General features: G+C 72.2%; 28 protein-coding genes. 15 read left to right on the forward strand and 13 right to left on the reverse strand.

The features are described 5' to 3' along the window. Positions 1–52: 52 nt before the first annotated feature. Positions 53–886 (forward strand): carbohydrate ABC transporter permease, encoded by an 834-nt coding sequence (locus ABZT02_RS12775; protein WP_356017147.1) that lies wholly within the window; start codon positions 53–55, stop codon positions 884–886. Further along, positions 883–2,250, forward strand: coding sequence for a glycoside hydrolase family 32 protein (locus ABZT02_RS12780; RefSeq protein ID WP_356017028.1), 1,368 nt, complete (start codon positions 883–885; stop codon positions 2,248–2,250). The genes ABZT02_RS12775 and ABZT02_RS12780 overlap by 4 nt, the downstream gene beginning before the upstream one ends. Before the next feature lie 265 nt (positions 2,251–2,515). Here the strand turns inward: ABZT02_RS12780 and ABZT02_RS12785 are convergent, their stop codons facing one another. Next, on the reverse strand, positions 2,516–3,580 hold the full coding sequence (locus tag ABZT02_RS12785) for a LacI family DNA-binding transcriptional regulator (protein WP_356017030.1): 1,065 nt from the start codon (positions 3,578–3,580) through the stop codon (positions 2,516–2,518). Positions 3,581–3,675: 95 nt separating this feature from the next. Between ABZT02_RS12785 and ABZT02_RS12790 the strand changes: the two genes are divergently transcribed. From ABZT02_RS12790 to ABZT02_RS12800, 3 genes are all read left to right on the forward strand, one after another. Beyond that, positions 3,676–4,506, forward strand: coding sequence for an aldo/keto reductase (locus ABZT02_RS12790; RefSeq protein WP_356017032.1), 831 nt, complete (start codon positions 3,676–3,678; stop codon positions 4,504–4,506). 41 nt (positions 4,507–4,547) lie between these two features. Beyond that, positions 4,548–5,129: a DNA polymerase ligase N-terminal domain-containing protein gene (locus ABZT02_RS12795; RefSeq protein ID WP_356017034.1), complete on the forward strand. Its 582-nt coding sequence runs from the start codon at positions 4,548–4,550 to the stop codon at positions 5,127–5,129. Between the two features lie 111 nt (positions 5,130–5,240). Next, positions 5,241–5,675, forward strand: a complete 435-nt coding sequence (locus ABZT02_RS12800; protein ID WP_356017036.1) for a cupin domain-containing protein — start codon at positions 5,241–5,243, stop codon at positions 5,673–5,675. A gap of 6 nt (positions 5,676–5,681) precedes the next feature. On the opposite strand, the gene ABZT02_RS12805 is transcribed toward ABZT02_RS12800, so the two are convergent. From ABZT02_RS12805 to ABZT02_RS12820, 4 genes are all read right to left on the reverse strand, one after another. Next, a complete protein-coding gene (locus tag ABZT02_RS12805) occupies positions 5,682–8,030 on the reverse strand; it encodes a SpoIIE family protein phosphatase (RefSeq protein WP_356017038.1) in 2,349 nt (782 codons plus the stop codon). A gap of 66 nt (positions 8,031–8,096) precedes the next feature. Further along, complete coding sequence (locus ABZT02_RS12810) at positions 8,097–8,564, reverse strand: peroxiredoxin (RefSeq protein WP_356017040.1); 468 nt, start codon at positions 8,562–8,564, stop codon at positions 8,097–8,099. Beyond that, the gene (locus tag ABZT02_RS12815) at positions 8,561–8,941 is read right to left on the reverse strand and encodes a MauE/DoxX family redox-associated membrane protein (protein WP_356017042.1); all 381 of its coding nucleotides are present in this window, start codon (positions 8,939–8,941) and stop codon (positions 8,561–8,563) included. Before ABZT02_RS12815 ends, ABZT02_RS12810 begins: the two co-directional genes overlap by 4 nt. A gap of 71 nt (positions 8,942–9,012) precedes the next feature. Further along, entirely contained in the window at positions 9,013–9,762 is a 750-nt protein-coding gene (locus ABZT02_RS12820) for a helix-turn-helix transcriptional regulator (protein ID WP_356017044.1), read from the reverse strand. Positions 9,763–9,844: 82 nt separating this feature from the next. Here ABZT02_RS12820 and ABZT02_RS12825 point away from each other — a divergent pair, with 82 nt between their 5' ends. Next, complete coding sequence (locus tag ABZT02_RS12825) at positions 9,845–10,975, forward strand: MFS transporter (protein WP_356017149.1); 1,131 nt, start codon at positions 9,845–9,847, stop codon at positions 10,973–10,975. A gap of 3 nt (positions 10,976–10,978) precedes the next feature. Here ABZT02_RS12825 and ABZT02_RS12830 read toward each other — a convergent pair whose 3' ends face one another. From ABZT02_RS12830 to ABZT02_RS12855, 6 genes are all read right to left on the reverse strand, one after another. After that, positions 10,979–11,494 carry a MarR family transcriptional regulator gene (locus ABZT02_RS12830; protein WP_356017046.1) on the reverse strand — a complete coding sequence of 172 codons (516 nt, stop codon included), beginning with the start codon at positions 11,492–11,494 and terminating at the stop codon, positions 10,979–10,981. A 30-nt stretch (positions 11,495–11,524) separates the two neighbouring features. Next, the gene (locus tag ABZT02_RS12835) at positions 11,525–12,700 is read right to left on the reverse strand and encodes an FAD-dependent oxidoreductase (RefSeq protein WP_356017048.1); all 1,176 of its coding nucleotides are present in this window, start codon (positions 12,698–12,700) and stop codon (positions 11,525–11,527) included. Beyond that, positions 12,697–12,891 (reverse strand): ferredoxin, encoded by a 195-nt coding sequence (locus tag ABZT02_RS12840; protein ID WP_356017049.1) that lies wholly within the window; start codon positions 12,889–12,891, stop codon positions 12,697–12,699. The genes ABZT02_RS12835 and ABZT02_RS12840 overlap by 4 nt, the downstream gene beginning before the upstream one ends. Before the next feature lie 53 nt (positions 12,892–12,944). After that, positions 12,945–14,177, reverse strand: a complete 1,233-nt coding sequence (locus ABZT02_RS12845) for a cytochrome P450 (RefSeq protein ID WP_356017050.1) — start codon at positions 14,175–14,177, stop codon at positions 12,945–12,947. Between the two features lie 260 nt (positions 14,178–14,437). Beyond that, positions 14,438–15,154: a response regulator transcription factor gene (locus tag ABZT02_RS12850; protein ID WP_356017052.1), complete on the reverse strand. Its 717-nt coding sequence runs from the start codon at positions 15,152–15,154 to the stop codon at positions 14,438–14,440. Between the two features lie 75 nt (positions 15,155–15,229). Next, positions 15,230–15,883, reverse strand: coding sequence for a helix-turn-helix domain-containing protein (locus ABZT02_RS12855; RefSeq protein ID WP_356017053.1), 654 nt, complete (start codon positions 15,881–15,883; stop codon positions 15,230–15,232). Positions 15,884–16,110: 227 nt separating this feature from the next. Here ABZT02_RS12855 and ABZT02_RS12860 point away from each other — a divergent pair, with 227 nt between their 5' ends. The 3 genes from ABZT02_RS12860 to ABZT02_RS12870 all read left to right on the forward strand — a co-directional run bounded on the left by ABZT02_RS12860 (position 16,111) and on the right by ABZT02_RS12870 (position 18,716). Continuing rightward, entirely contained in the window at positions 16,111–17,592 is a 1,482-nt protein-coding gene (locus ABZT02_RS12860; RefSeq protein ID WP_356017054.1) for an MFS transporter, read from the forward strand. A 252-nt stretch (positions 17,593–17,844) separates the two neighbouring features. After that, positions 17,845–18,036, forward strand: coding sequence for a hypothetical protein (locus ABZT02_RS12865; RefSeq protein ID WP_356017055.1), 192 nt, complete (start codon positions 17,845–17,847; stop codon positions 18,034–18,036). Further along, a complete protein-coding gene (locus tag ABZT02_RS12870; RefSeq protein ID WP_356017057.1) occupies positions 18,033–18,716 on the forward strand; it encodes a response regulator transcription factor in 684 nt (227 codons plus the stop codon). Before ABZT02_RS12865 ends, ABZT02_RS12870 begins: the two co-directional genes overlap by 4 nt. Before the next feature lie 4 nt (positions 18,717–18,720). Here the strand turns inward: ABZT02_RS12870 and ABZT02_RS12875 are convergent, their stop codons facing one another. Next, on the reverse strand, positions 18,721–19,410 hold the full coding sequence (locus tag ABZT02_RS12875) for a TetR/AcrR family transcriptional regulator (RefSeq protein WP_356017058.1): 690 nt from the start codon (positions 19,408–19,410) through the stop codon (positions 18,721–18,723). Between the two features lie 117 nt (positions 19,411–19,527). Between ABZT02_RS12875 and ABZT02_RS12880 the strand changes: the two genes are divergently transcribed. The 5 genes from ABZT02_RS12880 (at position 19,528) to ABZT02_RS12900 (ending at position 23,808) form a co-directional block, all read left to right on the forward strand. Next, positions 19,528–20,277, forward strand: coding sequence for an SDR family oxidoreductase (locus tag ABZT02_RS12880; protein ID WP_356017059.1), 750 nt, complete (start codon positions 19,528–19,530; stop codon positions 20,275–20,277). 62 nt (positions 20,278–20,339) lie between these two features. Then, positions 20,340–20,711, forward strand: coding sequence for a VOC family protein (locus ABZT02_RS12885; protein WP_356017061.1), 372 nt, complete (start codon positions 20,340–20,342; stop codon positions 20,709–20,711). Positions 20,712–20,792: 81 nt separating this feature from the next. After that, a complete protein-coding gene (gene ligD, locus ABZT02_RS12890; RefSeq protein ID WP_356017062.1) occupies positions 20,793–21,773 on the forward strand; it encodes a non-homologous end-joining DNA ligase in 981 nt (326 codons plus the stop codon). Between the two features lie 131 nt (positions 21,774–21,904). Beyond that, entirely contained in the window at positions 21,905–22,681 is a 777-nt protein-coding gene (locus tag ABZT02_RS12895) for an NPP1 family protein (protein WP_356017064.1), read from the forward strand. A 101-nt stretch (positions 22,682–22,782) separates the two neighbouring features. Beyond that, positions 22,783–23,808 (forward strand): questin oxidase family protein, encoded by a 1,026-nt coding sequence (locus ABZT02_RS12900; protein ID WP_356017066.1) that lies wholly within the window; start codon positions 22,783–22,785, stop codon positions 23,806–23,808. Between the two features lie 46 nt (positions 23,809–23,854). Here ABZT02_RS12900 and ABZT02_RS12905 read toward each other — a convergent pair whose 3' ends face one another. After that, on the reverse strand, positions 23,855–24,844 hold the full coding sequence (locus tag ABZT02_RS12905) for a DUF5937 family protein (protein ID WP_356017068.1): 990 nt from the start codon (positions 24,842–24,844) through the stop codon (positions 23,855–23,857). 111 nt (positions 24,845–24,955) lie between these two features. Here ABZT02_RS12905 and ABZT02_RS12910 point away from each other — a divergent pair, with 111 nt between their 5' ends. Next, a complete protein-coding gene (locus ABZT02_RS12910; RefSeq protein WP_356017070.1) occupies positions 24,956–26,155 on the forward strand; it encodes an MFS transporter in 1,200 nt (399 codons plus the stop codon). Positions 26,156–26,162 lie beyond the last annotated feature (7 nt).

The following is a 26,162-nucleotide window of genomic DNA, read 5'->3' on the forward strand; positions in this document are numbered from 1 at the left end:
GGTGAGCCCCTTGAGCCAAGCGACCCTGAAGACCAGCCCCGCGCCCCTGTCGATGAGCCGTGCGCGGTACTCGCTCGCCCCCTGGGCACGCATCGCCGGCCTCGCGGCCTGTGCCCTGCTCACCCTCGGCCCGGTCATCTGGACGGTCTCCACGTCCCTGCGCACCCCGGCCGAGTCCTTCGACCTGCCGCCGAAGATCATCCCGACGCACCCCACGGTCGAGTCGTACCGCGGGGTCTTCGACCAGATCGACGTGTGGCTGCTCGCGCTGAACTCGACGCTGGTGACCGCTCTGATCGCGGTCGGCCAGATGATCACCGCGGGGCTGGCCGGTTACGCGTTCGCCCGACTCGACTTCCGTTTCAAGAAGCCGCTGTTCGGTCTGGTGCTCGCGACCATGATGGTGCCCTTGCAGGTCACGATCGTGCCGGTGTTCCTCGTCCTCAAGTCGATGAGCCTGACCGACACTCTGCTCGGTCTGATCATCCCGGCGTTCCCGACCGCCTTCGGCACCTTCCTGATGCGCCAGTACTTCCTGGGCATGCCGAAGGACTTGGGCGAGGCGGCGATGCTGGACGGCGCGGGTCCCTGGCGGACCTTCCGTTCCGTGTACGCGCCGCTGGCCACGCCCGGCCTCGCGATCGTCGGTGTCCTGGCCTTCAACTACCACTGGAACGAGTTCTTCCGGCCGCTGATCCTGGAGACCTCCGGTCAGAACTACACCCTGCCGCTGGGCCTGGTCTCGCTCCAGGGCAACCTGGGCACCGGCTCCATCTCGGTGGTCCTCGCCGGTGTCGTGCTCTCCATGATCCCCGCCGTCGGCGTGTTCCTCGTCGGCCAGCGCCCTCTCCGCGAGGGCATCACCTCCGCAGGAGTCAACCGTTGAGCCCTGACACCGACGCCCCGCGTTTCCGGGTCCGTCCACCCGCCAACTGGATCAACGACCCGAACGGTCCGTTCCGTTGGCGCGACCGCTACCACCTCTTCTACCAGCACAACCCGGAAGCCCCGGTGCACGCGAACGTCCACTGGGGCCACGCCTCCAGCCCCGACCTCGCCCACTGGGAGCACCATCCGGTGGCGCTCACCCCGACGCCCGGCGGTCCGGACGAGTCGGGCTGCTGGTCGGGGTGCGTGGTGGACGACGACGGTGTACCCACGGCCGTGTACACCGGGGTCGACCGCACCCACGCGGGGCTGGGTTCGATCTGCCTCGCGGTGGCGGAGGACGACGATCTGGTGGCGTGGAAGCCGGTCCCGGTCCCCGTGGTGTCGGGTCCGCCGGCGGGTCTGGACGTGACGATGTTCCGCGACCCGTTCGTCTTCCGCTTCGGCGGACGGCGCTGGGCGGCGGTGGGCGCCGGGCACGCGGACGGCACGCCGTCGGTGCTGGTGTACGACTGCGAGGATCTCCACGACTGGCGGTTCGCCGGGGTGTTGCTGGACGGCCGCGACCCGGTGGCGGCCGAGGCCTTCGGCCCGGGGGCGACCGGCTGGGAGTGCCCGCAGCTGGCACGGACGCCGGGGGGCGAGTGGGTGCTGGCGGTGGCGCTGTGGGACGGCGATCCGCGGGGGACGGCCTATGTGACGGGCCGGCTGACCCACCTCCCGGGCGGCGGGCCGAGGTTCGTCCCCCGGCTCGGCGGCCCGCTCGATCTGGGACGTGACTTCTACGCGCCGTCCATCCTCCAGGACACGGAGCGGGACCGGGCGCTGCTGTGGGGCTGGTCCTGGGAGGCGCGTCCGCAGCCGGAGGTCGACCGTGCGGGCTGGGCCGGTGTCCTCACCGCACCCCGCATCGTGGACGTGCACGAGGACGGCTCCCTGCGCATCGCGCCGGCGCCGGAGCTCGAACTGCTGCGCTCCACCGAGCCGTTGGCCCCCGGTCCGCTCCCCGAGGCGTACGACCTGACGGTGACCGCGCGCTCGCCCGCCACCGTGAGCCTGCTGCGGGCGGCCTCGGGGGCCGAGCTCACCGTGCGGCTGGACCCCGCGGCAGGCACGGTGACGCTGGACCGCTCGGGGTGGCCCCGGTCGAGGCCCGACGGCTCTGATCCTCTGCTCGTGCGGGTGCCCGAAGGACCACTGACCGTGCGCATCCTCGTCGACGGCTCCCTGCTCGAACTCTTCGCCGGGGAACGCGCGACGGTCACCGAGCGGGTCTACCGACAGCCCGGGGACACCGCTGAGCTGACGGTGTCGGGGGACGGGACCGAGATCGAGTGCCGGGCTCTCGTGGCCGACCGATGAGGGCGGCGGCGGAGGGCGGCATCGGAGACGGGTGAGCTCGGGGTCGAGGTGAACGGGTCGAGGTAGACGCGGGGTCGGGGTGAGCGCGGTGAGGCCGGTCGTGGACACGGTTGCGCCGGAGCACTCCCGGCAGGGACACGTCTTCGGCCGGCAGGGCGTCACCCCGGGCTGGGGAGCAGCGGCCCCCGCCGGTCGGGCGGCCCGTATTACCTGCCTCGCGCCGGGGTGGACATCATCCCCGGCAGCAGCGCGACTCCCTCCGCCCTCACCCCGTCGGCGCCGGACCCACCGAGCCCCGGCCGACCACCGGGCAGGCGATGCGCCGTACGGTGGCGGCCGGTGTGCGGCCGGTGTCGATGGCGTCGAGGAGGAGACGGGTAGCGGTCTCTCCCATCTCCCGGTGCGGCAGCGCGACGGTGGTGAGGGGTGGGAAGAGGTGGGCGGCCATGTGCTCCTGGTCGTCGTAGCCCACCACCGACAGTTCGTCGGGCACCGTGATGCCGAGACGTGCCGCGCAGTGCAGGGTGCCCGCCGCGACGCGGTCGTTGTAGCAGAAGATCCCCGTCGGGCGCTGCGCGGCGGAAACGCCCTCCAGCAGGCGGGTAGCCCCCTGGTAGCCGCTGGAGATCTCGCCTCCGGTGCGCACCACCCAGTCCTTGGGCACGGTGACGCCCTCCGCGCGCAGGGCGTCCCTGAAGCCGCGGAGCCGTTCGACGGAGGCGATGTCCTGCTGCCCCCCGACCAGCGCGATCCTGCGGTGCCCCTGGTCGAGGAGCAACCGGGCCGCCGTACGGCCGCCGGCCCGCTCGGCGGGGACGACGGACGGCAGGGAGTCGTCGTCGGGCAGGCAGTTGGCGAGGACCGAGTGGGTGCGGTGCAGACCTTCGGGGACGCGGACGCGGCGCAGGGACATGGCCGCGTAGATGATCCCGTCCACACGTCGGTCGAGGAGTTCGGCGACGGCCGCGTCCTCCTTGGCGCGGTCGCCGCCGGAGTCGACGGTGAGGACGAGGTGGTCGCTGTCCCAGGCCGTCTCCATGGCGCCGCGCAGCAGCCGGCCGGCGAACGGCGAGGAGGCGATCTCGTCGGTGACCAGGCCGATCACAGCCGTACGGCGACTGCGCAGGCCGCGGGCGACGGGGTCGGGGCGGTAGCCGAGCCGGACGGCCGCCTGCCGGATGCGTTCCTGGGTGGCGGGCGAGAGGTTTCCCTCGGCGCGGCCGTTGAACACGAAGGAGACGGCGGTGTGCGACACGCCGGCGAGCCGGGCGACGTCCCGTGACGTGGGACGCCCGGATCCCGCCGACCGCTTGTCCTCGGTGCCGCCCATGCCGTCCGCTGCCCTCGTCCCCGCCCGTCCGGTTGATCATTGCTCACCCTATCCGTGAGGCTGGGGGGACGACACTGTCAAGGGAAGGTCCGGACGTGATCAGCATCCCGACGCACACGCTCAACGACGGTACGAAGATCCCCGCCCTCGGTCTGGGCACCTGGCCGATGGACGACGCCGAGGCGGAGCGGGCGGTCGCCACCGCACTGGAGAGCGGCTACCGGCTCCTCGACACGGCGACGAACTACCGGAACGAGACCGGTGTCGGCCGTGGTGTGGCCGCAGGCGGCGTCCCGCGCGAGGAGGTCCTCGTGACGACGAAGCTCCCCGGCCGGCATCACGGCTACGAGGAGACCCTGGCCTCCTTCGAGGAGTCCCGCGCCCGTCTCGGCCTGGAGTACGTGGACCTGTATCTGATCCACTGGCCGCTCCCCCGTGTCGACAAGTACGTCGACTCGTGGAAGGCCATGATCAAACTCCGCGAGGACGGCCTCGTCCGGTCGATCGGGGTCTCCAATTTCACCCCCGCGCACATCGAGCGGCTGGAGAAGGAGACCGGGGTCCTGCCGTCCGTCAACCAGATCGAGCTGCACCCCCTGTTCCCGCAGGACGAACTGCGCGCCTTCCACGCGAGCAAGGGCGTCGTCACCGAGAGCTGGAGCCCGCTGGGCCGCGGCTCGGACCTGCTGGACGACCCGGCGGTGGCGGCCGCCGCCCAGGCGCACGGCGTCACGCCCGGCCAGGTGATCCTGCGCTGGCACATCCAGCTCGGTGCTCTGCCGATCCCGAAGTCCGGCGACCCCGAGCGGCAGCGCGCGAACCTCGACGTGTTCGGCTTCGAGCTGAGCGAGTCCGAGGTGGCGGCGATCGGAGCCCGCGAGCACCGGCGCCTGGGCGGGGATCCGGAGGCGCACGAGGAGTTCTGAGCACCGGGAGGGGTACCCGGGATCTCCGGAAGGAGCCGCAGGTGAGTGAGCGACTGAGCAACTACCACGGCAAGCGGGACTTCGGACGGACACGTGAGCCGGAAGGGCGGCGGGCACCCACGGGTTCCGCGCCCCGGTTCGTCGTGCAGATACACGACGCGAGCACGATGCACTTCGACTTCCGGCTCCAGGTCGGGGACGTGCTGAAGTCCTGGTCGGTCCCGAAGGGCCCCTCCGGCCTCCCCGAGGACAAACGCCTGGCCGTGCCGACGGAGGACCATCCCCTGGAGTACGAGGACTTCGAGGGCGTGATCCCGCGGGGCGAGTACGGCGGCGGCACGGTGATCGTGTGGGACCGCGGCACGTACGAACCCCTGAGCCACGACCGCCGGGGACGCCCCGTCGACTTCGCGACGTCGCTGGAGCAGGGGCACGCCACGTTCCGGCTCCGCGGGACCAAGCTGCGCGGCGGGTACGCCCTCACCCGCTTCCGCGAGGACAACTGGCTGCTGGTGAAGACCGCCGAAGGACGGACACGCGGACCCTGCACACCGGATCCGCGCCGGGCACGCTCGGTACGGACCGGCCGGACACTGGCTCAGGTCGCCGACGAGGAGACCTGAGCCGGAAGATCCACCGAACACCGCCCAACCAGCCTTGCGGGCCTCTATGTTCACAGCTGCGTCCACTGCGACACGTCGTCGCTCAGGCACACGAGTCAGGAGGCCTTCCGTATGCGCATCGCGCTCCGTACCGCCATGTCCGCCGCGGTCGTCACCGCCACCGTCTTCGTCGGCGGCACCGCACAGGCGACCCCGCCCGGCCCCGGAGTGACCGGCACGCTGATCGCCCAGAAAACCGTGGGCGACACCGACTACGTCCTCAGGGAGATCACCGTCCCGCCGGGTCAGGCGACCGGCTGGCACTACCACGACGGTCTCGTCTACGGCTACGTCAAGCAGGGCACCCTCAGCCACTACCACGCCGACTGCGCCAGTGACGGCGTCTACCCGAAGGGCACCGTCGTGCGCGAGCCGGGCGGCCCCGGCGACGTCCACCTCGGCCGCAACGAAGGGGACACCCCGCTCGTCCTGGAGGTGCTGTACGTGCTCCCGCACGGCTCGCCGTACTCGGAGGACGTGCCGAACCCCGGCTGCTCCTTCCAGTGAGAAGGATCAGAAGTCGGGGGGTTCCAGGGACTGTTCGGCCCAGATCGTCTTGCCGCTGCCGGTCTGCCTGCTCCCCCAGCGCTGGGTGAGCTGGGCGACCAGCAACAGCCCGCGGCCGCCTTCGTCGAAGGCGTGGGCGCGCCGCAGGTGCGGTGAGGTGGAACTGCCGTCGGAGACCTCGCAGATGAGGGTCCGGTCCCGGATCAGCCGTAGCTGGATGGGCGGTTCGCCGTAGCGGATGGCGTTGGTGACCAGTTCGCTGACGACGAGTTCGGTGACGAAGGACGCCTCCTCCAGCCCCCAGGCGGCCAGTTGCTCGGTGGCCGCCTGGCGGGTCGCGGCCACGTGCGCGGGGTCGGGTTCGACGTCCCAGGTGGCGACCCGGTCCGCGCCGAGAGCCCTGGTACGGGCCAGCAGCAGGGCCACGTCGTCACCGGGTTCTTCGGGCAGCACGGCCTTCAGGACGGTGTCGCACAGCTCGTCGAGGGTGTCGGTCCTCGCGGTGAGCGCGCGGCACAGTTCGTCGGTGGCGTGATCGACGTCGCGGTCCCGGTCCTCGATGAGACCGTCGGTGTAGAGCGCGACGACGGCTCCCTCGGGCAGTTCGATCTCGGTGGCCTCGAAGGGCAGTCCGCCGACGCCGAGCGGGGGCCCCGCGCTCAGGGGGACGAGGCGCGCGGTGCCGTCGGGCAGCACGACGGCGGGCGGCGGGTGGCCGGCGGCGGCCGTGGTGAGTCGGCGCGAGACGGGATCGTAGACGGCGTAGAGGCAGGTGGCGCCCAGCTCGGCGACCTCGTCGTCGCGGTCGTCCGAGGCGAGGTGGGTGACCAGGTCGTCGAGGTGGGTGAGGAGTTCGTCGGGCGGCAGGTCGACGTCGGCGAGGGTGCGTACCGCCGTGCACAGGCGGCCCATGGTCGCCGAGGACGGGATGCCGTGGCCGACGACGTCGCCGACGACGAGGGCGACGCGGCTGCCGGAGAGCGGGATGACGTCGAACCAGTCGCCGCCGATGCCGGCCAGCGAGCCGGAGGGAAGATAGCGGTGGGCGACCTCTACCGCTGCCTGTCCGGGCAGGCCGCGCGGCAGGAGGCTGTTCTGCAGGGCCAGTGCGGTGGTGCGCTCGCGGGCGAAGCGGCGGGCGTTGTCGATGCAGACGGCGGCCCGGCTGGCGAGTTCCTCGCCGAGGACGGCGTCGTCGCCGCCGAAGTCGTCGGGGTGGGCGATGCGGACGGCGACCACGACACCCAGGGTGGTGCCGCGGGCCTTGAGCGGCACGGCGAGCAGGGAGTGGACGCCCTTGCGGTAGGAGCGGCCGGCCGGGGCACGGGTGTTGCGTTCGGTGACCCAGCGCATGAAGTCGGGTTCGCCGGCCTGGCTGAGGGCGGCCCGCCCGTCCCGCAGGGCCCGCGCGGGCGGCGAGGAAGCGGGGTAGACGTCCGTCTCGCCGAGGTGGACGGCGGCCTCGGGGGTGCCCTCGTGGGCGGAGCCGTGGGCGACGCGGCGCAGGGCGATGTCGCCCTCCAGGACGGTGGGCGGTTCGTCCGCGCCGAGGACCCATTCAAGGAGGTCGACGCTGGCGAAGTCGGCGTAGCGGGGCACGAGGAGGCCGACGAGTTCCTCGGCGGTGCGCACCACGTCGAGGGTGGTGCCGATGGTGGCCGCCGCCTCGTTGAGCAGGGCCAGTCGCTGCCGGGCCCAGTACTGGTCGCTGCTGTCGAAGGCGGCCAGGGCGACGCCGATCGGTTTTGTGGAGCCGTCGTCGCGGACGGGCCACATCTCGCAGGTCCAGGCGTGTTCCCGGTTGAGGGCGGGCGCGCCGGTGAAGCTCTCGTAGCGGGCCGGTCTGCCGGTCTCGGCGACCTGGCGCAGGTTGGCCAGGAACCCGCGGCTGTGTTCGGCGTCCTCGACCGTCTCCGCGAAGTAGCGGCCGAGCAGGGTTTCCTCCGTCACCCCCATGACCCGGCAGGCCACGTCGTTGAGGCGCAGATAGTGCTGGCGCGTGTCGAAGACCGACATCGACATCGAGGCCTGCTGGAAGGCCTGTCCGGCCAGGGTCGACTCGGCGGAACCGGGGCGTCGGCCGGTGATCACGTACCCGGCCGGCGTGCCGTCTTCGCCCAGCACGGGGCAGGCGTCCAGGACGAGGGTGAGGAGGGAACCGTCGCGGTGCCGCAGGACGACGGTTCCCTTCAGCGCCGCCACGGCCGGTCCCGGCGGGTCCTCGGCGAGCAGTTCCCGTGCCGCCCGGCCCACGACCTCCTCGGCCGTGCGTCCCGTCAGCCGCCGGGCACCCTCGCTCCACCCCGTCACGACGCCTGCGGCATCGGTGACCGCCGTAGCGGAGACGTGCTCCATATCGTCCAGGATGGTCCCATTGTCGGACCGCATCAACCGAAACGGGGCAACCGGGCCCCGTCCCCGTCACGTGCGGTGGGCGCGCAGGGCTTCCAGGGCGCGGTCGGCGTGGGTGTTCATGCGCAGTTCGCTGCGGACGACCTCCAGGACGGTGCGGTCCTCGGCGATGACGTAGGTGACCCGCTTGGTGGGTGCCAGGGAGAAGCCGCGCTTGACGCCGAACAGCTCGCGTATCTTGCCGTCGACGTCGGACAAGAGGGGCATGCCGAGGGTGTGGCGGCCGGCGAACTCCTGCTGGCGTTCGACGGAGTCGCCGCTGATGCCGACCGGCTGGGCGCCGACGGCGGCGAACTCGGCGGCCAGGTCACGGAAGTGACAGGCCTCCGCGGTGCAGCCGGCGGTCAGGGCGGCGGGGTAGAAGAAGAGGACCACCGGGCCGCCGGCGAGCAGCTCGGACAGCTTGCGGCTGGTGCCGGTCTCGTCAGGGAGTTCGAAGTCCTCGACCGTGTCGCCGATCTCCATCGCCTTGCTCATGCCTGGCCCTCCCCGTTCTTCGCGATGCTGCGCGCCCACAGCACGAGCGGCAGTTGCAGCGGCAGCCGTCCGAGGGCCGCCGTCTTCTGGGGTGTGGGGCGGTGGCGCCAGTCGACGGCCATCTTGGCGTTGGCGGGGAACACCCCGACGAAGAAGGCGGCCGACGCCAGTGCGGCACTCCGCCGGGTCTTCGGCAGCGCCAGACCGGCGGCGAGCGCGAGTTCCACGGCACCGCTGGCGTAGGTCCAGGTCCGGGGCCTGCCGGGCAGGGCCTCGGGGATGGTCGCGTCGAACGAGCGCGGTGCGGCGAAGTGGGCGACGCCCGCGGTGGCCAGCAGGCCGGCGAGCAGCAGGGGCGAGCGTGGGGACCGTGGCACGGTTCCTCCTTCGGGGGGCTGCCGCGCACATTACTGGACGGTACAAGCACCTCGTACGGCGGCCTCCGCCCCTACCGGGTACGGCGGTTGTGGGCGCCCGGGGTGTAGCCGAAGGAGCGGCGGAAGACATCGATGAAGGCGCTCGCGGAGGACCAGCCGCAGCGGTGGGCGACGGCCGTGACGGGGACGTCGTCGGCCAGCATGCGCAGGGCGTGGTAGAGGCGCGACTGGGTGCGCCACTGCGGGAAGGTCATACCGAACTCGCTGCGGAAGAGACGGCTGAGCGTGCGTTCCGAGGCGCCGGTCGCGGCACCGAGCGCGGCCAGGGTGCGCGGGTCGGCGGGGTCCGCGTGGACCAGTTCGCAGACCGCGGCCAGGCGGTGATCGGTCGGGGCGGGCAGCCGCAGGGGCTGCTGCGGCGAGGCACGCAGCTGATCGCGCAGCACGGCGAGGAGGCGGAGGCGTTCGGGGCTGCCGTCGGCGGGGTCGCGGGTGTAGGCGAGGATCAGCTCGCGCAGCAGCGGCCCCACGGTGAGGACGGTCGGGGCGTCCAGGCCGAGCGGGTTGTCGTCGGCGGGCAGTCCGACCAGGTGCAGGTCGAGGTGTCCGTGGGCGCGGTGGGCGTGGACGGTGCCCGCGGGGACCCAGATGGCGCGGGTGCCGGGCGCGAACCAGGTGCCGGCGTCGGTGGTGACCGCGAGGACGCCGGAGCCCGCGTAGACGATCTGGTGGTCGTCGTGCCGGTGGGCGTCGATGCGCTCACCGGCGGCGAGGCGCTGGGCGCGGGTGGGCGCCATCGACGTATGGCGGATGTTCGACACAACTGGGCAGCTTATCGAAAGCGGGACAGGAGCCGTCCGGGCGAGGCTCGGTTGCGTGTCCAAGAACCGTTCCCTCACGTTGATGTCGCTCGGTCACGCCTGCGTGGACGTGTACCAGGGGGCCGTAGCCGCCCTGGTGCCGTTCTTCGTCGCCGAGCGGGACTGGTCCTATGCCGCCGCGTCGGGCGTCGTCCTGGCCGCGTCGCTGCTGTCGTCGGTCGTGCAGCCGTTGTTCGGCGCGCTCACCGACCGCTGGGCGATGCCGTGGCTGCTGCCGCTGAGCGCGCTGACCGCGGGGGCGGGTGTCGCGCTGAGCGGCGTCTTCGGCTCCTATCCGCTCACCCTGGCGGCGGTCGCCGTGTCCGGGATCGGGGTCGCGGCCTATCACCCGGAGGCAGCGAGGGCCGCACGGGCCGTCGCCCCCGGCGGCAACAGGGGGATGGGGTGGTTCTCGCTCGGCGGCAACGTCGGCTTCGCCCTGGCCCCCCTGCTGGTCGCCGTCGTGATCGCCACCGGCGGTCTGGGCGCTTCTCCGCTGCTGGTCGTTCCGGCCGCGATGGGCGCGGCCCTGTGCGCGGCGGCGGTGCGCGCGTCCCGGACCCGCCCGATGACGGGATCTTCGGCCTTGCGTGGCGGAATCGACGACTGGCCGTCGTTCCTGCGGCTCTCGGGCGCGGTGGTGTGCCGGTCGGTCGTGTTCGTCGGCCTGAGCGCGTTCGTCTCGCTGTACGTCCGTGAGCGCGTCGGCGGCGGGGACGTGGCCGGTACGGCGGCGCTGTGCGTGCTGTACGCGGGCGGCGCCGTGGGCACGGTCCTCGGGGGCCGGCTCGCCGACCGGTACGGTCGCCTCACGGTGGTGCGGAGGGCGTACGCGCTGACGGTGCTCGCCGTGGCCGGGGTGGTGCTCGTCCCCGGCCCGGCGGTGTATCTGTTCGTGGCCCTGACCTCGGTCGGCCTGTACGTGCCATTCTCCCTGCACGTCACCCTCGGCCAGGACTATTTGCCCGGACGCATGGGCACGGCGAGCGGTGTGACGCTGGGCCTGACGGTGAGCGTCGGCGGGCTGGCCGCGCCGGCACTGGGGGCGCTGGCCGACGGCACGTCGCTGCGGACCGCGCTGGTGCCGTTGATCGTCCTGCCCGCGCTGGGCGGTCTGCTGCTGCGCGGGCTGCGTGAACCGGCTCCCGTCGAGCGGCTCGTCCCCACCCGGTGAGCCTCAGCTCGTGCCGGCCGGCGCCGCCTCCTCGGTCTCGTCGTCGATGGCGTGCGAGAGGAAGTCGTCGACCATGCGGTGGAACAGCCCGGCGAGTTGCCGCAGCTCCTCGGGCGACCACTCGGCCAGGGCCAGCTGCATACCGCGGGCGCCGACGTCACGGATGCGGTCGATGGCCTGCCGGCCGGTCTCGGTGAGCTGGATGCGCTGGGCGCGCCGGTCCACGGGGTCGGGGACGCGGGTGACGTACCCCGACTTCTGCAGCTGCTGGACGGTGCGGGTGACGTGGGAGGCCTCCACTCCCAGCCGGTTGGCCAGCTCCCCGGGGCGCATCGGCTCGGTGTCGGCGATCTGGCGCAGCAGGGCCACGGCGGCCCGGTCCAGCGGCACCCCGGCCAGGCCCATCAGACGGTCGTGCTGCCGGGCACGGGTGCTCAGGTAGGTGATGCGGGTGAGCGCCCGCTCGATCTCGATGACTTCCGGGGACGCGGGGACGTCGGGGAGCGGCTGTGAGGACATACCCGCCAGTTTACCATCTTGTTGCGTAACTCAAGTAATTTCCGTGCGCACGGTGCCGCGCCAGGCCGCTCCGGTCGCGATGGTCTGACGCCACTGCCGGATCACTTTGGGCGGCATGCCGACCGCGAGGGCACCACTGACGCGGTCGCCGGTGCGGTACGCGGCGACGAACCGGCGCTGCGTCAAGTCGCCCTCCACCACGGCGACTTCCTCGTGCCCGCGCAGGAAGCCGTAGGCCTGGACCTTCATGTCGTACTGGTCCGACCAGAAGTACGGCACCGGAGCGAACGGCTTGCGCGCCTCAGGAGCGGCCAGCAGGTTGCGGGCGGCCGCCATGCCCTGCTCGGCCGCGTTGGTGCGGTGCTCGATGCGCATCGGGGTGTTGAACAGCGGGTTGTACCAGCGGGCGACGTCACCGGCGGCGTACACGTCCTGCGCCGCCGCGCAGTACTCGTCGCAGACCACCCCGTCACCCAGCACGAGCCCGCTGCCCTCCAGCCACTCGGTGTTCGGCAGCGAGCCGATGGCCACCAGCACCTCGTCCGCCTCGATGGCCTCTCCGTCGGCGAGGCGGACGCCCTCCTCGGTCACCTCGGTCACGGTGACCCCGCAGCGCAGGTCGATGCCCTTGTCCCGATGGACCTGGGCCAGCGTCTGCCCGACCTCCACGCCGACCGCGTGGGCCAGCGGCACGGCGGCGGGTTCGAGCAGGGTCACCTCGGCACCCAGGCGCCAGGCGACCGCGGCGGCCTCGGCGCCGAGGAAACCGGCCCCCACCACGACCAGCCGTTGCCCCGGGGACAGCCGCTCCCGCAGTGTGAGCGCGTCGTCGAGGGTGCGCAACACGTGCGCGCCCTCCCCGGGCAGGCGGCGCGGCCGCACTCCGGTGGCGATGACCAGTCCGTCGTACGGCACCTCGGAGCCGTCGGCCAACCGCACCGTGCGCGCGACGAGTTCGAGGCCCGTCGCCGCGACACCGAGCCGCAGGTCGAGGTCGAGCGCGGCGAGGTCGGCCGAGGTGCGCAGGGCGAGCCGGCCGGCCTCCCACTCCGCGGCGAGGAACTGCTTGGACAACGGCGGGCGGTCGTAGGGAGGTTCGGGCTCCTCGCCGACTAGGGTGATCGTGCCGTCGTACCCCTCCCGGCGCAGCGTCTCGGCCGCCGCGAGCCCGGCGGCCGAGGCCCCGACGACGGCGATGCGCCTCACGGCCTGACCAGCCGGATGGCCGCGGCCGGACAGACCGCGACGGCTTCTTCGACGTCGCCGAGTCGGTCGTCGCCGACCTCGTCCGTGAGGAGGATCGCGATGCCGTCGTCGTCCTGGTCGAACACCTCCATGGCGGCGACCACGCACTGCCCCGAGGCGACGCACTTGTCGGCTTCCAGCTCCACCTTCATGGGATTCCCCTTGCCTGTCTCGTGGTGGTATGTCGGGTGCGAAGCGGAAGCCGTCACCAGGCCACCGGCAGTTCGTGGATGCCGTAGATGAACGCGTCGTGCTTGAACCTCACGTCGTCCAGGGCGCAGGCGAGCCTGAGGGTGGGGATGCGCCGGTAGAGGGTGCCGTAGACGACCTGAAGTTCCATGCGGGCCAGCGGCTGGCCGAGGCACTGGTGGACGCCGAAGCCGAACGCGACGTGCCGGCGGGCGTCCCGGGTGATATCGAGCCGGTCTGGGTCGTCGAAGACCTGGGGGTCACGGTTGCCGATCTCGTTGACCATGATGACGCCCTCGCCGGCCCTGATGACCTGACCGGCGACCTCGATGTCCTCGGTGACCGCGCGCCGGCGCCCCAGGTGCGTGATGTGGAGGTAGCGCAGCAGTTCCTCGACCGCCGAGGCGACTAGCTTGGGGTCGTCCGTGTCGCGCAACAGGGCGAGCTGGTCGGGGTGTTCGAGGAGGGCGGCGGTACCGAGCGCGATCATGTTTGCGGTGGTCTCGTGTCCGGCGATCAGCAGCAGCAGCGCCATCTCGGTGGCCTGTCCGTGCGTCAGCTCCCCGGCGGCGACGCGTCCGGCGATGCCGGAGAGCAGGTCGTCCTGGGGCGCGGTGAGTCGCTCGGCGAGCTGACCGGCCAGGTATCCGGCGATCTCCCGGGTGGCCGCGCCGCGCTCCTCGGGGGTCGCGGTCGTGCGGACCATCGTCCTGGTGTTCTCCTGGAACATCGCGTGGTCGTCGTAGGGCACGCCGAGCAGTTCACAGATGACCAGCGAGGGGATCGGCAGGGCGAACGCCTCGACGAGGTCGACCGGTTGGGGGCCCGCCAGCATGTCGTCGATGAGACCGTCCACGATCCGCTGCACGGTGGGCCTGAGGGCCTCCACCTTCTTGACGGCGAACGGCGCCGTCACCATCCGGCGCAGCCGGGCATGTTCGGGATCGTCCATCATGATGAAGCTGAGTTTTCCCTCACCCGCCTCGGCACTGGCCTTGGTCGGGTAGCCGGGCCGGTCGGTGTCGGCGCTGACCCGGGCGTCACCCAGGATCGCCCGCTGCTCGGCGTAGCGGGTCACCAGCCACGGCTCGCTGCCGTCCCACAGGCGCACCTTCGTCAGCGGCCCCTGCTCCTGGAGCTGCTTGAGGCCGGGCGGCGGGTCGAAGGGACAGCGGGCGGCACGCGGCATGGGGAATTCGGGGGCAGCGCCCGCGGTGTCGTCCGCGGGACCGGCCAGGGTGTCGGCCATGGTTCTCCTCGGTGGTGGGGGGTGCTCCGCGGGAGGGGCTGCGGAGCGCCGGGGCGAAGTGGTCGAGGCCTCGATGAGCACAGGCAAACAGACGGGGCTGACACCGGCCCGCCAGCAACCTGACGGGGAGCTGACGTGACCGGGATCACATCACCGAAATGGGCGCCAACTACCTTCATGCGCAAGGGAGTTGCCGCGTGGAAGCGGCACCCTGACCCGTAGGGGGCCCGGCTGTCGGCTTTGCAGCCGGGCCTTCACGCTTAGACGTCCACACACCCCAGCCAGTACCCGAATCCGCGACGGGTGTGGATCAGTTCCGGTGCGTCCCGGTCGACCTTGCGGCGCAGTCGGGAGACGAGCTGCTCGATCGCGTTGTCGCCGCGGTGATCCCCCCAGACGTACCGGCCGATCTGTTCCTTGGACAGCACCCGGTGGGCGTTGACCAGGAGGTGGCGCAGCAGCCGGTACTCGGCGGCCGTGAGGTCGAGGGTGCGCGCTCCGCGCCGGGCCTCGCACAGGGTGTCGTCCAGGACGAGGTCGCGGTAGCTCAGCGCGCGGCCCTGGGCCGGCCCCGCACCCGTGCCGCGCAGCAGAACCTGCACCCTGGCCAAGATGTCGGCCACACGGAACGGCTTGGTGACGTAGTCCCGCTCCCCCAGGCCGAGTTCGGGCACGATCCGGTCCAGGGACTCGTAGTCGATCAGCAGCAGCACCGGTGGGCGGCGGACCAACGTCGGCCGGGTGCGGCCCAGTTCGGTCACGTCCGGCCGGGTCGCGTCGACGACCACCAGGTCGAACCGCTCCCGGGTCAGCCGTGCCAGACCGTCGACGGCAGCCGCGACGGCGACGATCCGGTAGCCCGCCAACTCCAGTGTGGCGGAGAGCAGTTCGGCGACGTCCGGGTCGCCCGCGACGATCAGGAGGCGCTGACCGGCACCGCGGGCGAGCGCCGGCCTGTCGCTGGGGGTGCCATGCATGGAAGGAACCCGTTCGTGGGGGGAGGGCGCGCTCCCCACCCTAACGCTCTCCTTGACTAACTCAAGTAATGCCCTTCAAGAGCCGGTCGGAGTAACCGGAGCCGTCCACATGGCGACCACCACGTCACCGAGGCCGGTGGCGGCGTCGTGCCAGCTGGCGCGTGGGGTCGGGGTGTTCTCGGCGAGGGCCCGTTCCCGGTCGGCGGCCATGTGCACGATCAGATGGCGGGCCATCTCGGCGCGCTCGGCGCGGACGTCGGCGGGCAGTTCGGGCAGGCAACGGTTCAGGCCCTCGACGATCTGCCGAAGCGAGGTCGAGGACATGGACTCCTCGACCATGATCTGCTGGAGCACCGGGTCGGTCATGACCTGGGCGCAGAACCGGGCGAACCAGGTGGGGCTGCCCAGCTCCGCGAGATGCTCCGGCACGGGCCGGACCAGGCAGTCCACCCAGTCGCGTACGTCCGTGGAGTCGCGGGCCCCGGCCAGCAGCCGGGCGCGGATCTGCTCGATACGGACGTGGTGCTTGCGGGCGATCGCCCGGACCAGGTCGGCCTTGGTGCCGAAGTGGTAGCCGACGGCGGCGTTGTTGCCCTGCCCCGCGGCCTCGCTGACCTGCCGGTTGGACACCGCGAGGACACCGCGCTCGGCGAAGAGGCGCTCGGCCGCGGTCAGGATCAGCTCCCGGGTCGCGCCGACCTGCTCCTCGCGTACCGTCCTGCCCGCCATGCTCACCACCGCACCGGGACTTCGCTCACCCCTCCGACGGCCAGTCCCTCGAGCCGACCGAGGTCCGCCGACGGTGCGGCGAGATCCAGTGCCGGAAGCCTACGCAACACAGGCCCGGCTCCCGCGATCAGCGCACGACCACGACAGCGGGCCCAGTAAGCTAAGTCAAGCACCTGACTTAACTTTGTCCGGGACCCGGCCCGCTCCCCTGCCCTGGAGGCCCTTTCATGTCCGACGCTCCCGCCGGATCCGCCGACGCGGGTGCCGTGGCCCCGCCGCGGCCGAACGCCGTGGTGGCGGTGCTGGCCTTCGCCGGAATCGTCGTCTCGCTGATGCAGACCCTGGTCATCCCGATCGTCCCGGAGCTGCCCAGGCTGCTCGACGCCCCGGCCTCGGACGCCGCGTGGGCGGTCACCGCGACCCTGCTCGCGGCAGCGGTCGCCACCCCGGTCGTCGGGCGGCTCGGCGACATGTTCGGCAAGCGCCGGATGCTGCTCGTCAGTGGGGTGATGCTGGTGCTCGGATCGGTGGTGTGCGGACTCAGCGACGCCCTGGTCCCGATGATCGTCGGCCGTGCCTTGCAGGGCCTGTCCTCCGGTGTCATCCCGCTCGGCATCAGCATCATGCGCGACGAGCTGCCCGCCGAGCGGCTGGCCGGCGCGACCGCGCTGATGAGCGCCTCCCTCGGCGTCGGCGGCGCCCTGGGTCTGCCGACCGCCGCGCTGATCGCGGACAACTTCGACTGGCACGTCCTGTTCTGGGCGTCGGCGGTGATGGGTGCGACAGCCCTCGTCCTGGTCCTGGCGTTCGTGCCGGAGTCGCGGGTGCGCACCGGTGGCCGCTTCGACGCGGTCGGCGCGGTCGGGATGGCCGCCGGCCTGGTCTGCCTGCTGCTGGCCGTCTCCAAGGGCGCCGACTGGGGCTGGGCCGGCGGCACCACGCTGGGCCTGTTCGCCGCGGCCGTGATCATCCTGCTGGCCTGGGGCTTCTTCGAACTGCGCACCGCTCAGCCGCTGGTCGACCTGCGCACCACCGCGCGCCGCCAGGTCCTGTTCACCAACCTCGCCTCGATCGCGATCGGCTTCTCGATGTTCGCGATGTCGCTGGTCCTGCCGCAGCTGCTCCAGCTGCCCACGCAGACGGGTTACGGCCTGGGCAGGTCCCTGCTGACCGCCGGCCTGGTCATGGCCCCGTCCGGTCTGGTGATGATGGCGCTGGCGCCGGTCTCCGCGGCCGTCTCCAAGGCCAAGGGCCCCAAGGTCACCCTGATGATTGGCGCGCTGATCGTGGCCGCCGGCTACGGGCTGAACATCGTGTTGATGTCCGAGGTCTGGCACCTGGTGCTGGTCTCCTGCGTGATCGGCGCCGGTATCGGGTTCACGTACGGCTCCATGCCCGCCCTCATCATGGGCGCCGTGCCCGCCTCGGAGACGGCGGCCGCCAACAGCCTCAACACGCTGATGCGGTCCATCGGTACGTCGACGGCGAGCGCCCTCGCCGGTGTCGTACTGGCCCAGATGACGATCGACCTGGGCGGCTACGCCCTGCCGTCCGAGAACGGCTTCAAAACCGTCATGGCGATCGGCGCGGGTGCCGCGCTCCTCGCCTTCGCCCTCGCCTCCTTCATCCCGCGCCCGCGCGCCGCGGTCCCGGCTGCGGCCCCCGCACCGGCCTCGGAGGCGTCGGCCGGGACCGCGTCCGGACGCTGAAGCTCCTCCCTGGTGGCCGCGACCAGCGGCCACCGGGTCCTGCCCTGGGAGGACCCGGCGTCTGGCGCCTACTGCGTTCTCAGTAGGGATGATTGTCGGCGGTGGTACGACGACGAGCGGACCCGGTTGCGGGAAGACTGGCGATCCGGACCGCGGCCGTGGGGGACTCCTGCCCAATCGCCCGGGACGGGTCGCGGCCCCGCACCCGGCGTGGCTCGGCCACCATGGTTCCAGGACACGACCGGAGAGCCGATGAGCAACCCCTTGCGGCACTACGCCGACGATCATGTCCGTACGGTCGTCGCCGTCACGGCCGGCCTGCGGTTGCCCGGGCTCCCGTACGGCGGCCGGGTGCGCCCCGGAACCGGCCGGCCGGACCCGGTGGGGCACCCCCGGCTCCCCCTGCACCCCACTGCCCCGGAACGCCAGGAACGGACCCCATGACCATCCGCGTACTGCTCGCCGACGACCAGGCTCTGTTGCGGGCCACCTTCCGGATCCTCATCGACTCCTGCGACGACATGGAGGTGGTCGCCGAGGCCACCGACGGCGCCGCGGCGGTCGACCTGGCACGCGTCCACCGTCCCGACGTGATCCTCATGGACATCCGCATGCCGGGGACCGACGGCCTGGCCGCGACGGAGGTGATCTGCGCGGATCCGGAGCTGTCGGACACGCGGGTGCTGATCCTGACCACGTTCGAGATCGACGAGTACGTCGCGCAGGCGCTGCGGTCCGGGGCCAGCGGTTTCCTCGGCAAGGACGTCACCGCCGAAGCCCTCCTCGACGGCATCCGCGTCGTGGCGGCCGGTGACTCCCTGCTCTCCCCCGGCGCCACCCGCACCCTGATCACCCGGTTCCTCGCGGCTCCGGGGCTCGGTACCCGGCTGGCGGCCGCCGCCGACCTGAGCGGTCTCACCACCCGGGAGCGCGAGGTGATGGCGTGGGTCGCCGAGGGGCACTCCAACGAGCAGATCGCGGAGAAGCTCTTCGTCAGCCCCCTGACCGTGCGCACCCATGTCCACCGTGCGATGACCAAACTGGGTGCCCGGGACCGCGCCCAGCTCGTCGTGATGGCCTATCAGTCGGGTCTGGTGCAGCCGCTGCCGCCCGAGCAGCGCTGATCCCTCATCTCTCGGAGAGTTCCTCCAGCCACTGCTGAAGCAGGGCCGACTCAGCCTTCGTGAGCGTCGGCGGCAGGTCGGCACGCAGCCGGGCCGCGAGTGTGGCGGCCGCTACGGGCACCGAGTCGTCCTCCCGCGCCGCGTCGATGTCGACGGGCCGGGTCACAGAGTCGAGCACCGCGTCACGCAGCCGCTGCGCGAACTTCGCGTCCGTGTACTGCTCGGGCCTGGTCAGCATCGACAGGGCCGCGCCGACGTTGGCGGACATGATCATCTGCGTGGCCAGGGCGGGCGGCACGGTCAGCCGCCCCTCGGCCGCGCAGCGTTCGAGGATGCCGTGCAGCAGGTCGTGCGCCTCCTGGGCCGCGGCCGGGGGCGCGGTCAGCTCGGGCGAGTACATGAGGCGGTAGTGGCTGGGGTGCTCCAGCGCGAAGCGCATGTGGTTGTCCCAGCCGCTCTTCAGGTCCTCGACCGGATCCTCGCTCGGCCGCGCCGCCCGCTTGGACGCGAGGTACCGCTCGAATCCCCGGTCGACCACGGCCGCCAGCAGACCGGCCTTGTCGCCGAAGAGCCGGTAGAGCATCGGCGCGCCCACCCCGGCCTTCTCACACACCGCGCGTGTGGAGACATCGGCGGCCGACGCGCCGGCCAGCAGCTCGGTGGCCGCCTCCAGGATCTTTTCCCTCGCATTCATGCGCCCACCGTACGCCATTCGTAGCACCGATACGAAGTGGAGGTTACCATCGCTACGAATCCGTGTTATCGTCGATACGAGCCAACCGTAGCAGCGCTAACACAGAGGGACGCAGCCATGACCACTCAGCCCCGGACGGAACAGCGTGTCGCCATCGTGACCGGCGGATCGCGCGGCATCGGACGGCAGATCGCCCAGCAGCTCGCCGCCGACGGGTTCGCGGTCGTCGTCGGGTACGCGGGCAACAAGGACGCCGCCGACGACGCCGTGCGCACCATCGAGGAGGCGGGCGGCACCGCCCGTACCGCCCGCGCGGACGTCGCCGACGAGACCGAGGTCGCCGCCCTGTTCGACCTGGCGGAGGCCACGTACGGCGGTGTCGACGTGGTGGTCCACTCCGCGGGCCGGATGCCCCTGTCCCCGATCGCGGAGCTCGACCTCACCGAACTCGACGCCCTGTACCGCACCAACATCCGCGGCACCTTCGTCGTCGACCAGCAGGCCGCACGCCGACTGCGGCCGGGCGGCGCGCTCGTCAACCTCTCCAGCTCGGTCGTCGGGCTCGCCTTCCCCGGGTACGGCGCCTACGCGGCCAGCAAGGGCGCGGTCGAGGCCGTGACCCTGATCCTCGCCCGTGAGCTCCGCGGCCGTGACGTCACCGTCAACGCCGTGGCCCCGGGCCCGACGGCGACCGACCTCTTCCTCGACGGCAAGGACGAGGAGACCGTCGCCCGCCTGGCGGCACAGTCGCCGCTGGAGCGGCTGGGAACGCCCCAGGACATCGCCAACGTCGTGTCGTTCCTGGTGAGCCCGGCGGGTCACTGGGTCAACGGCCAGGTGCTGCGGGCCAACGGCGGCATCATCTGACCCCGCCGGCGCCGAGTCCGGTCCTCGCCGCCTCGTGTCCGCCACTCCCCTACGATGCCCGGATGCAGCCCCACTTCACCGGCACCTCCCTGATCACCGACGACGTCCCGGCGCTCGCCGCCTTCTACGCGCGGGTCCTCGACGCGGAGGTGGAGGGCGAGGCACCCTTCGTCCGGGTGAGAATCCCCGGCGCCGTCCTGTCCTTCTTCTCCACCCGGGGCATGGAGTCGATGGTGCCCGGGTCGACGGCCGCCGCCGCGAGCGGGAACTTCACCCTGGAGTTCCGGGTCACCGACGTGGACTCACGTCATGAACGACTGGCGGCCCAGGGTGTCGAGATCCTCAAGCAGCCGACCACCCAGCCGTGGGGCCGCCGGTCGGTGTGGCTGCGGGACCCGGACGGGAACATCGTCAACCTGTACCAGGAGGGCTGAGAAGACCCCCGGCGGCGCCCGTTCAGGGGAAACCGGTGCGCGGGGCGCGTGGCACCCGGTGCTCGCGTCGACAACTCACCCGTGACCCTCCCGCTGATCCCGCCCATGCTCGCCACCCCCGGCACCCTGCCGCCCGCCGCACAGGACGCGCGCTGGGCCTACGAGACCAAGCAGGACGGCCAGCGGGTGGTGGTCTACCTCGCCGGGAACGGCGACGTGACGCTGCGCGCCCGGTCCGGGGAGGAGATCACCCGCGCCTATCCCGAACTGCGGTCGCTGGGCAGTGCGCTCGGCGCCACACCGGCCGTGCTCGACGGGGAGATCCTGGCGCTGGACGAACAGGGGCGCGCCGACTTCCAGTTGTTGCAGCCGCGCATGCAGTTGTCCCACGCCCCCGGCAGAGCCGCACGCCGGGCGGCCGAAGCTCCCGTCCATCTCGTGCTGTTCGACCTGATGCACCTGGGGAGGCGCTCGCTCCTCGCCCTCCCCTACGCGCAGCGGCGGGCGCGACTGGACGAGCTGGCGCTCACCGGGCCGCACTGGTCGACACCCGCCGCCCTCGTCGGCCACGGCGAGCAGGCCCTGCGCGCCACCCGTGAGCACGGTCTGGAGGGCCTGGTCTGCAAGCGGCTCGACTCGGTGTACGAACCCGGAGTGCGTTCCCGCGCCTGGATCAAGATCCGCAACATGCTCAGTGAGGACGTCGTGGTGGGCGGCTGGCTGCCCGGCAAGGGCCGACTCACGGGCCTGCCGGGCGCGGTGCTGGTCGGACAGCGGGGCGGCGGGCGGCTGCGGTACGTCGGCAGTGTGGGCACCGGCTGGAGCGAGGCGGAACGGACGGAGCTCGCCTCACTGTTGGCCGCCGCGGCGACGGACGTGTGCCCCTTCGACCCAGCGCCACGGGTCCCGGGCGCGCGCTGGGTGCTGCCCCGCCTGGTCGGCGAGGTCCGCTACAGCACCCGTACCCGGGCGGGGTTGCTGCGTCAGCCGTCCTGGCTGCGGTTGCGGCCGGACCTCGCGCCGGAGGACTCCTCGGCCGACCTCCCCGACGAACCGTCATGATCCGGAAATTGGGCGGGCCTTAACCGGAACGACGCCTTCGACCTCTTGGCGCGGACATGAAAAGCCGGGAAGCTGAACTCCCCAGTAACCCCACAGCCGTTGGGCTGCGCCCGGACCACGAGGAGGACGCAGTGGCGTCACCGTCGTTCAAGAAGCACCGCACGAGATGGTTCACCGGCCTGGCCGGCGCCGCCGCCCTCGTCGTCGCCTTCCCCTCCGCCGCATTCGCCGCCCCGCCCAAGGCGCTGCCCGCCAACGCCGAGAGCGCCGAGTACACCTACCAACCGGCCTTCGACTACGACACGGACGGCTGCTACTCGACGCCCGCGATCGGCCCCGACGGCACGGTCAACGGCGGTCTGAATCCCACGGGTTCGCTCAGCGGCGACTGCCATGACGCCTCCGACCTGGACAACACCAACACGTACTCGCGCTACAAGTGCAACAACGGCTGGTGCGCCTATATGTACGGCCTGTACTTCGAGAAGGACCAGGCGGTGGCGAACAGCAGCATCGGCGGGCACCGTCACGACTGGGAGCACGTCGTGATCTGGGTGCAGAACGGCACGGTCCAGTACGTGTCGACGTCCAACCACGGCTCGTTCACAGTCAGCGCGGCCTCCGGCGTCCGCTTCGACGGCACGCACGCGAAGATCGTCTACCACAAGGACGGCGTCCGCACGCACTGCTTCCGGCTGGCCAACTCGGGCGACGAGCCGCCGGAGAACGCCAAGGGCACCTGGCAGTACCCGCCGCTGGTCGGCTGGAACGGCTACCCGTCGGGGCTGCGCGACAAGCTGAGCGCGTACGACTTCGGCAGCGCCAACTTCGGCCTCAAGGACGCCAACTTCGCCGCGCACCTGACGTCGGCCAAGCCGTCGGGGATCTCCTTCGACCCCAACGCCTGATCCGGTGAGACGATCGGGCGCGGGACCTAGGTCCCCCGCGCCCGCGGGTTCCGTCCCGCGCCCGATCCCGGCCGGGCCGCACCCGGCATAACGTCCCGTTCATGGACACGACCAAAGCGAGTGACAAGAGCGGGTACCTCGAAGAAGCCCTGGACCGCGTCCACGCCGCCGGACCGGAGCGAGAGGGCTGGCTGAGCAACCACGCCCCCATGGTGGTCGAGGCGCTCGCCGCACACGGACAGGCCGGCTCGGTGCACCGGTGGCTGGACCTGTACCGGGACAAGCTGGAGGACTTCCCCGACCGCACCGCCCCCGTGACGGACGCCAACTGGCCCGCGGCACTGGGCGATCCGCGCCGGATAGCGGACTGGACGGACCACTTCTCCCGGACGCTCGCCGAGCGCCCCTGGAAGGACGTCCTCGCCGAATGGTGGCCGCGCCTGCTGCCGGGCATGTACGGCGGCGCCACGCACACGGTCATCCGGGTGGGCCACGCAGTCCGCGCCGTGCAGGCCCACGAGAACGCCCCCCGACTCACCGAACTCGCACACGCCCTGGGCTACTGGGCGGCACGGCACGAGCCCGTGAACGGGCTCGTGGAGCTGCCGGGTGCGACGGCCGCCGCGGACGCCCTGGTAGCGGTACCGGCCATCGAGCCGGGGCACCTGGGCTTCCGGAACCGCTTGGCCGCCGTACGGCGACTGCCCGTGTGGGCGCACGACGTCACCGACCCGGACACCGCGAAGGAGCGGCTCACCGAGCTCGTCCGCGCCGCGACCCACCGCTACGCCACCCACGGCCACGGCGAGCCGACCATGCTCGTGCACGCGGCCACGGCCCCCAACGCCGTACTGCGGGCCCTGGATTCCCTCCCCCGCGACCAGTGGGTGCCCAGCCTGCACGCGGCCTGGACGGCGTCGGCGGCGGTCACGGCCATGTACGCGCCGGCGGCACCGGTCGCCTACGTCCCGACCGCGCGCCTCAGTCCCGAAGAGGTCGTGGAACGAGCCCTCGCCCACGGCGACGAACACGTCATCAAGCTCACCGACACGGCCCTGGACATCGGCGACGACCAGGCCCTCGCGGCCGCCCTGCGCTCGGTCGAACTCAGCGAGCCGCTCACCTGAGGACTGTTCGGGGGATCATCCACCCCGCCCCGGCCCCGCCGGAGGGTCAGGCACCGGCCACCACCGCGTCACCGAGCGGCGTCCGCCCGTACAGCACCCGATGGCCCTGCCGCCGCGAGCCGAGCAGGCCCGCCTCGCGCAGGACCGACAGATGGGCGGAGACGGTCGAGGGGGCGAGGCCGTGCCGGCGGGCCAGATCGGTCGTCGAGGCCGGGTCCTCGAGCCCGGCGAGAACCGCGGCCCGCTGCCGCCCCAGCAACCGCGCGAGCGCCTCGGGCGGACCCGGCACCTCGTCCCCGTGCAGTGCGCCCATGCCGCGCGCGGGATAGATGACCGTCGGCTGCCAGGGTCGCGCGAAGCCGCTCACCACGTCCGGCCACACGAACACACTGGGCATCAGCAACACGCCCCGTCCGTCCGCCCGTTGGGCGTCCGTCAGGTCGCCCCGCACAGGGAGGGTGAGGCTTCCGTCGGCCCAGTCGACGTCCGGGTGCAGACCGGTGAACAGCGCGTCCAGCCCGGCGTCCGCCACCTGCCGGGACCGGTGCGCGATGTCGGCCTCCAGCACCGCCCGATGGCGCGACCAGTCCGGGGCGACCAACGCCTGCCAGGCCTGTTCGGTGAGGTCGGCGAGGCGCCGCACGGCAGCGGCCGGGTCGTCCAGCGCGGCCCGGCCCCGCGGTGACTCGGCGAGCCCCGGTGAGCAGGCGAGCGAGCGGGCCATCTCGGTGCGGGCGAGGGCGGGGTCGGTGGCGCGTACGCGGGCCAGTTCTTCCTCGAAGCGGGGGTACGGCTCCTCGGGAGGCGGACCCAGGAAGTCGGGGGTGTAACCGCCGGCCGGCGGGATGAACAGCCACAGCGGGGACAGGTCGAGCCCGGCCACGGCGGGCGCGGCACGGCGCAGCCACGCCCGGTGGTAACCGTGCCGGGCGGACCGGCGCAGCATGCGCAGCGCCTCGTGGGTCTGGCACAGCGGGGAGACCGCGAACCGGCACCGTCTGAGGTCGTCGTTCCCGAGACGCAGGGTCAGCGGCAAGACGGTCCCCCCGGTGCTGGTCGATGATTCGTCCTGGACCGAAAGAGTAGAGCCGTGCGCGTCGGCACAGCACGCTTGCCGTCCCTCTCCCCCACCCCGAAAGGCAGTTGGATGGGCAGCGTACGTCCGGCCCCCTGGCGCAGGGCCGCCGTCGTCGCGGCGCTGATGCTGGCGGCGTTCACCTTCAACACCACCGAGAACCTCCCGGTGGGTCTGCTGTCCCTGATGGCGGACGATCTGCGGGTCTCGCTCACCGCGGTGGGCGCGCTGGTCACCGGCTACGGCCTGACGGTGGCCGTCGGTTCGCTGCCGCTGGCCCACGTCACCCGCTCCGTGCCACGCCGGCATCTGATGACGGGTCTGCTCACGGTGCTCGCGGCTGCCAGCTGGATCTCCGCGCTCGCCGCCGCGTCGTACGGCCTGCTGCTGGCCGCCCGGGTGGCGACCGCGCTGGCGCAGGCGCTGTTCTGGGCGGTGATGGGGCCGACCGCGGTCGGGCTGTTCCCACCCGAGCGGCGGGGCCGGATCATCGGGCTGCTGTCGGTCGGCGGTTCGCTGGCCACGGTCGCCGGGGTACCGGCGGGCACCTGGCTGGGCGGCCACAGCGGCTGGCGGGTGCCGTTCGCGGTGCTCGGCGCGCTCGCCGTCGTATCTCTGGTCGCGGTGGCCGTGCTGCTGCCGACCTCTTGTCCGCGGGAGAGTCCTGCGGCGTACGGGGCCGCCCCCGACCGGCGCCGGTTCGTGGTCGTCCTCGCCACCACCGCGCTCTCGGTGACGGGGGCGTTCACCGGGTTCACGTACATCGTGGCCTTCCTGGACGAGGTGAGCGGGTTCGGCCGCGACACGGTGAGCGCCGTGCTCATGGCGTTCGGGGCGGCGGGGCTGGCCGGGGTCACCGTGGCCGGACCTCTGCTGGACCGGTATCCGCGGGCCACACTGACCGTGCCGGTGACGGGGCAGACCGTCGCCCTGGTCGGCCTGTACGTGGGCGGCAACAGCCAGGTCGCGACCGTCGCCCTGCTCATGGTGCTGGGCGCCTCGGTGGGGCCGGCGTTCATGGCGACGCAGAGCCAGGTGCTGCAGGTCGCCCCCGGGCGCACCGAGACGGCTCTCGCGGCCAACTCGGCGGCGTTCAACGTGGGCGTGGCCGTCGGCGCCCTGCTCGGCGGGGCGCTGCTGCCGCTGACCGGGATCCGGGGCACGTTCCTGGTGGGCGGGCTGTTGACGGCGGTGGCGCTGGTGGTGCTGAACTGGCCGGAACGGGCCGTCTCGCGGGCGGCGGTGGGCGCGCCGGAGCCCGGCGTCCGATGATGGCCCG

It is taken from the genome of Streptomyces sp. NPDC005402 (assembly GCF_040606575.1).
GTDB lineage: Bacteria > Actinomycetota > Actinomycetes > Streptomycetales > Streptomycetaceae > Streptomyces.